Genomic DNA, 6,740 nt, shown 5'->3' on the forward strand with positions numbered 1-6,740 from the left:
AAAGGAACGCCATGCGTCTGCCCATGAATACCTCGCTTGCCACGCTCAAGCCCTCCGGCATCCGCCGGATCAACGCACTCGCCGCGCAGCATCCGGGATGCATCGCGCTCGCGCTCGGCGAGCCCGATTTTCCCACGCCCGATGTGATTAGCGCCGAGGTGACCGCCGCACTGGACCGCGGTGACACGCACTATCCGCCCAACAACGGTCGCCCCGCCCTGCGTGATGCACTGTCCAAATATATGGATGACGCGGGCCTGGCGTTTTCCGCCGATGAGGTCATCCTGACCGACGGTGCGACCGAGGCACTGTCGGCTACATTCATGGCTATGCTCAACCCAGGCGACGAGGTCATCATCCCCACGCCGGCCTTTGGCTTGTACGAGAGCATCGTCGTTGCCAACCATGCCAAGGCGGTCTTTTTGGATACGGAGCCCGCGCAATTTCAGGTTGACGAGGAAGCGCTTCGCGCCTGTGTGACCCCAGCGACCAAGGCCATCGTTATCTGCTCGCCCAACAATCCCACGGGCTGCATCCTCGACGCAGCATCGCTCGATGCCGTGGCGCGCGTAGCGGAGCAGGCGGGTATCTACGTAGTCTGCGACGACGTGTACAACCGCCTCGTCTATGTGGACGGCTACGAACTATTTGCCCAGCGCCACCCGGAGCTACGCGAGCAGACGGTGATCATCGAGAGCTTCTCCAAGCCCTGGGCCATGACCGGCTGGCGCTTAGGTTGGCTCGCAGCAGCAGCCCCCGTCATCGCCGAGATTGCCAAGGCTCACCAATACTTAGTATCGAGTGCCGTCTCCTTCGAAATGGACGCCGCAGCCCGAGCCCTCACCGTCGACCCGACCCCCATGCTCAATGTCTACCGAACCCGCCGCAAGCGCGTGCTCGCAGCCTTAAACGCCATGGGCCTCGAAGTAGTAGAGCCCGCAGGGGCCTTCTACACTTTCCCGAGCATCAAAAAGTTCGGCCTTGTCAGCGAAGACTTCTGCATCAAAGCCATCAAAGAGGCAAACGTAGCCCTAGTCCCGGGCGACTGTTTCGGAACCGAAGGCCACATCCGCCTCAGCTATTGTGTTTCCGACCAAGATTTGGACGAAGGCCTAAATCGCCTGTCCACCTTCATTTCAACCCTGTAGCCATCAGGGACGCAACACATCAGCCCACCGACTTAAGGCTTATGAGTGGGGGCGCCGGCCAACGGGAAACCGGGCTGCCCCAAAGTCACCGCAGGCCGCGCCTGGCCTTCGGCGGAGCGTGCCGGATGGTGGAATTGTGTGCAGCCCGGTTTCCCGTTGACCGACGCCGGGGTCCCCGCCATAATACTTTCGGTTCACGCACGAATCCGCTGCCAGAGACAGCCGGCGCAAACGGGTCTTACCCGCGAGCTTAATGGGACTTCCCGCCAGCCGAGGTGGTCGAGTAGATATGTCTTCTCGCCCCCGTCGCTCATGCAGCGCGGGGGCTTTCTTTTTGGACATGCCCCCGTCACGTCCTTGTGGCGGACCGTGCCCGGAAAGAATTCGAGGAGGTGTAATTCATGCCCCAGCAGTACAAAATCGACAAGGTTGCAGAGATCGAGTCCCGTATCGCCGAGAACGCCGGTCTGTTCGTCGTCAACTACAACGGTCTGACGGTTAAGCAGGCTCAGGAGCTGCGTCATCAGCTTCGCGAGTGCGGCGCCGAGATGAAGGTCTACAAGAACAACCTGGTCAAGATCGCCCTCAAGAACCAGGAGCAGCCCGAGATCGACGAGATCCTCGCCGGCCCCGTTGCTTATGTGTTCTACGAGACCGAGCCGGTCGAGGCCGCTAAGGCCCTTAAGGACTTCTCCGCTAAGTCCAAGGGCGTCCTTGAGATCAAGGGCGGTATCTCCGACGGCAAGGCCGTTTCCGCTGATGATGTTAAGGCTATCGCCGAGCTGCCCACCAAGGATCAGCTTCTCGGCCAGATCGCCGGTCTCATCTCCGGTTTCGCTCGCGACATCGCTGTCTGCGTCAACGGCGTTTCCTCTGGTCTCGCTCGTTCGATCCAGCAGGTCTCCGAGCAGAAGGCAGCCTAGTCGCTGTTTTCACCCGCGGCGGCAACGCCGCACCCCTGGCGCATTCGCGCCGTGTTTTAACTGATCTCCGTGCATCCGCACGGAAACCGAAAGGACTTAGAAATGGCTAAGCTTACCACCGATGAGATCATCGATGCTCTTAAGGAAATGACCCTTCTCGAGGCTTCCGAGCTCGTCAAGGCTATCGAGGACACCTTCGGCGTTTCCGCCGCTGCTCCTGCCGCTGTTGTCGCCGCTCCCGCTGCTGGCGCTGCTGAGGCCGAGGAGAAGACCGAGTTTGACGTCGTGCTCGAGGGCTTCGGCGACAACAAGATCCAGGTCATCAAGGCCGTCCGTGAGCTCACCAACCTTGGCCTGAAGGAGGCCAAGGAGGTCGTCGAGGGCGCTCCCAAGGCTGTTCTCGAGGGTGCCAAGAAGGAGGACGCCGAGGCTGCCAAGGAGAAGCTCGAGGCTGCTGGCGCTGCTGTCACCCTCAAGTAATCAGGCTCTCTCGCCAGATTTCTTTGCAGACGGGGTTCGCATTGCGAGCCCCGTCTTTTTCGTTTTGGCCCTTCATTCCCATTGCTCGGCACGCAGAACACCGCTGTCTTCGCCGCGCCAATCCTGTTACCGCTGGGGCGTAAAATTGCACCATTCGAGCATTAATTTGCGTTGACCTGCTGAAGAATTGCGTTTGCCTTACGGCGACGTATGTCTCCGGCGGTAAGATACTTCGGTATCGCAATTTGGTCTGCGGCCGTCGCGCCGCACGCACAGGGCGCATTCTGCGCCTGCGAAAGGATCCTTGAATAACATGAAGGCAATCATCCCCGCCGCCGGTCTTGGCACGCGTTTTCTGCCTGGCACTAAGTGCACGCCCAAAGAGATGCTGCCGGTGCTCGACAAGCCGGTCATCCAGTATGTCGTTGAGGAGGCGCTCGATCCCGAGGAGGTCGACGACGCCATCATCGTTACCTCTCCCGGTAAGCCCGAGCTGCTGAGCTACTTCCAGCCCGATCGCTCGCTCGAGAACCTGCTGCGCGAGCGCGGTAAGGACGCCTACGCCGACGCCGTCGCCCACGCGGGCGGCATGCCGGTCGACTTCCGTTATCAGTACGAGCCCAAGGGCCTCGGTCATGCTATCCGCTCTGCTGCCGACGCCGTGGCAGGGGAGAACTTCCTGGTTCTTCTGGGCGACTACGTTGTGCCTAACCGCGACATCTGCGATAAGATGCTCGCCGTTTCCAAGGAGCACGGTGGCGCTTCGGTTATCGCCGTTGCCGCGTGCGCTCCCGAGGAAGTCAGCCGCTATGGCGTCATCGCCGGCGATCGCGTAGGCTCGCTCGAGGGCTTCGAGAATGCTGCCGACGACGAGCCCGGTGCCGTTTGGCGCATCGGCGGTCTGGTCGAGAAGCCTGCTCCCGAGGCGGCTCCGTCCAACCTGTACATCGTCGGCCGTTATCTGCTGAGCCCGCTGGTCATGGACCTGCTCGCCGATCAGCAGGCCGGCAAGGGCGGCGAGATTCAGCTCACTGACGCCATGGCCCGCTCGCTCGACCGCGAGGCTATGTACGCTGTCGTCATCGACCCGCTCTCGGGCTACGACACCGGTACCCCGTCTGGCTGGATGGCCACCAACGCCCTCATGGCCGCAAGCGATCCTCGCTTTGCCGACGCCTTCTGGGACGCCATCGACGAGCGCGGCGGCTTGATGCGCAAGTAGGCCTTCGGGCAACGATATTTACGGGCGCGGACCTCGGTTCGCGCCCGTTTTTTATAAGAGCTGCGATTGCCGGCCCTCTGTTCACAGAAAATATATGAACATATGTTCGATGCACATACATCTACCTGCGTGTTTTCTGCCGAAAAACTTTGCTACTCCAAAAACTCAATCGCGTCAAGGCTTTTCTTGCCCAACGGTCGGTACCTGATAAACTATTAGGTTGCGATAACTGGCGAAGCTATGCCTCGCCAACCCACCGAGCATTTCCGTGAAGGAGGAAAAACCTGGTGACCTACGCATACACTGCCACTGAGCGCAAACGCGTCAGCTTCGGGAAAATCCCGGAGGCCATGGAGCTCCCCAACCTTATCTCTGTTCAAAGGGAATCCTTTGAGCGTTTTAAGGACGAGGGCCTTCGTGAGGCGTTCAAGGAATCCAGCCCCATCCAGAGCCAGAACCATGTTCTCGAGGTTACCTTCGGCGAGCATCAGTTCGGCGACCCCGCGCACACCGTCGAGGAGTGCCGCGAGAAGGATATGACCTATCAGGCTCCGCTTCTGACCGACGTCCGTCTCACCAACAAGGAGACCGGCGAGATCAAGGAGCAGCTCGTCTTTATGGGCGACTTCCCCATGATGACCGATCAGGGCACCTTCATCATCAACGGTACCGAGCGTATCGTCGTTTCGCAGCTCGTCCGTTCCCCGGGTGTGTACTACAGCTCCGAGATGGATTCGGGCAAGCAGATCTACAAGGCCCAGATCATCCCGTCCCGCGGTGCCTGGCTCGAGTTTGAGGTCGACAAGCGCGACCAGCTCATGGTCTCCATCGACCGTAAGCGTAAGCAGAGCGCCACGATGTTCCTGCGCGCCCTTGGCATCGCCGTCACCAACGACGACATCATCGAGCTGCTCGGCAACTCCGATGTGATCAAGCGCACCCTGGAGCGCGATACCGCCCTCACTCGCGAGGACGCCCTCATCGAGATCTACCGTCGCCTGCGCCCGGGCGAGCCTCCCACCGTGGACGCTTCCCGCAGCCTGCTCGAGGGCCTGCTCTTTAACCCGCAGCGCTACGATCTGGCCCGCGTCGGTCGTTACAAGGTCAACAAGAAGCTCAACCTCACCACCGAGGAAGAGGTCACGGTGCTCACCGACGAGGATATCGTCGCGACGCTGCGCTACCTGCTGTCCCTCGCTGCCGGCGAGCAGGGCTTCAAGGTCGATGACATCGACCACTTTGGCAACCGCCGCATCCGCACCGTCGGCGAGCTCGTCGCCAACCAGTTCCGTATCGGCATGAGCCGTATGGAGCGCGTCGTCCGTGAGCGCATGAGCTCCCAGGACATCGACGAGATCACCCCGCAGTCGCTCATCAACATCCGCCCGATTGTGGCCTCCATCAAGGAGTTCTTCGGTTCCTCGCAGCTCTCGCAGTTCATGGACCAGGCGAACCCCCTGACCGGTCTGACCCACAAGCGCCGTCTGTCCGCACTCGGCCCTGGCGGTCTTGCCGGCCACAAGTCCGGCTCCAGCCGCCGTACCAACGTGCCGACGGCCGTCCGCGACGTTCACAACTCGCACTACAGCCGCATGTGCCCGATCGAGACCCCCGAAGGCCCCAACATCGGCCTGATCGGCTCGCTCGCCCTCTACGCCCGCGTCAACGAGTACGGCTTCATCGAGGCTCCGTTCCGCCGCGTCGAGAACGGCGTTGCCACCGACCAGATCGACTGGATGACCGCTGACGAGGAAGAGAAGCACGTCATCGCGCCGGCCAACACGCCGCTCGATCCCAAGACCAACGAGTTCATCACGACCGATGCCGAGGGCAAGCTTGTCCGCCCGCACACCGTGATCGCCCGTACCCGCGACTTCGACGGCTCCTTCGGCGCTCCCGCCGACGTGCCCGTCGAGGACGTCGACTACATGGACGTCTCGCCGCGTCAGATGCTCTCCGTCGCAGCCACGCTGATCCCGTTCCTCGAGCACGACGACGCCAAGCGTACGCTGATGGGCGCTAACATGCAGCGTCAGGCCGTGCCGCTGGTTCACCCTGCCGCTCCCTATGTCGGTACCGGCATGGAGCGTCGCGCCGCTCTGGACTCCGGCGAGGTCACCCTGGCCAAGAACGCCGGCGAGGTCATCTTTGCCGACGCCGCCAAGATCATCGTCAAGCATGCCGGCGGCATGGACGAGTATCACCTGGCCAAGTACCAGCGCTCCAACCAGTCCACCTGCATCAACCACCGTCCGCTCGTGCGCGTCGGTGACACCGTTGAGCAGGGCGAGCCTCTGGCCGACGGTCCTTCGACCGATCACGGCGAGCTCGCACTGGGCCAGAACCTCACCGTGGCCTACATGCCGTGGGAAGGCTTTAACTACGAGGACGGTATCGTCGTGTCCGAGCGCCTGGTGGCCGAGGACCTGCTGACGACCATCAACATCACCCGTCACGAGATCGACGCCCGCGACACCAAGCTCGGCCCCGAGGAGATCACCCGCGAGATCCCGAACCTCTCCGAGGACATGCTTGCCAACCTCGACGAGGACGGCATCATCCGCATCGGCGCCGAGGTCGGTCCTGGCGACATCCTGGTCGGCAAGGTCACGCCTAAGGGCGAGAGCGCTCTGACCGCCGAGGAGCGCCTGCTGCGCGCCATCTTCGGTGCCAAGGCCCACGACGTCCGCGACACCTCCCTTAAGATGCCTCACGGCGCTTACGGCCGCGTCATCGACGTCGTCCGCTTTAGCCGCGAGAACGGCGACGATCTGGCTCCCGGCGTCAACGAGCAGGTGCGCGTCTACGTCGCCCAGCGTCGTAAGATCCAGCAGGGCGATAAGATCGCCGGTCGCCACGGCAACAAGGGTGTTATCTGCAACGTTCTGCCGGTCGAGGACATGCCCTACATGGCTGACGGTACCCCGATCGACGTTATCCTCAACCCGCTGGGCGTTCCTTCGCGTA

At 61.8% G+C, this 6,740-nt stretch carries 5 protein-coding genes; all 5 read left to right on the forward strand.

The window, feature by feature from the left end; translation table 11 throughout:
* The first annotated feature begins 11 nt into the window (after positions 1–11).
* The gene (locus tag AB5164_RS04760) at positions 12–1,148 is read left to right on the forward strand and encodes a pyridoxal phosphate-dependent aminotransferase (RefSeq protein ID WP_368142482.1); all 1,137 of its coding nucleotides are present in this window, start codon (positions 12–14) and stop codon (positions 1,146–1,148) included.
* A 401-nt stretch (positions 1,149–1,549) separates the two neighbouring features.
* Positions 1,550–2,071 carry a 50S ribosomal protein L10 gene (gene rplJ, locus AB5164_RS04765; protein ID WP_055250258.1) on the forward strand — a complete coding sequence of 174 codons (522 nt, stop codon included), beginning with the start codon at positions 1,550–1,552 and terminating at the stop codon, positions 2,069–2,071.
* A gap of 102 nt (positions 2,072–2,173) precedes the next feature.
* Entirely contained in the window at positions 2,174–2,551 is a 378-nt protein-coding gene (gene rplL, locus AB5164_RS04770; protein ID WP_006235005.1) for a 50S ribosomal protein L7/L12, read from the forward strand.
* 313 nt (positions 2,552–2,864) lie between these two features.
* On the forward strand, positions 2,865–3,773 hold the full coding sequence (locus tag AB5164_RS04775) for a UTP--glucose-1-phosphate uridylyltransferase (protein ID WP_117736561.1): 909 nt from the start codon (positions 2,865–2,867) through the stop codon (positions 3,771–3,773).
* 287 nt (positions 3,774–4,060) lie between these two features.
* Positions 4,061–6,740: DNA-directed RNA polymerase subunit beta (rpoB, locus tag AB5164_RS04780; RefSeq protein WP_497197415.1), on the forward strand; the 2,680-nt coding region annotated here is incomplete at its 3' end.

Source organism: Collinsella aerofaciens (assembly GCF_040915425.1).
Taxonomy (GTDB): Bacteria; Actinomycetota; Coriobacteriia; order Coriobacteriales; family Coriobacteriaceae; genus Collinsella; species Collinsella aerofaciens_BW.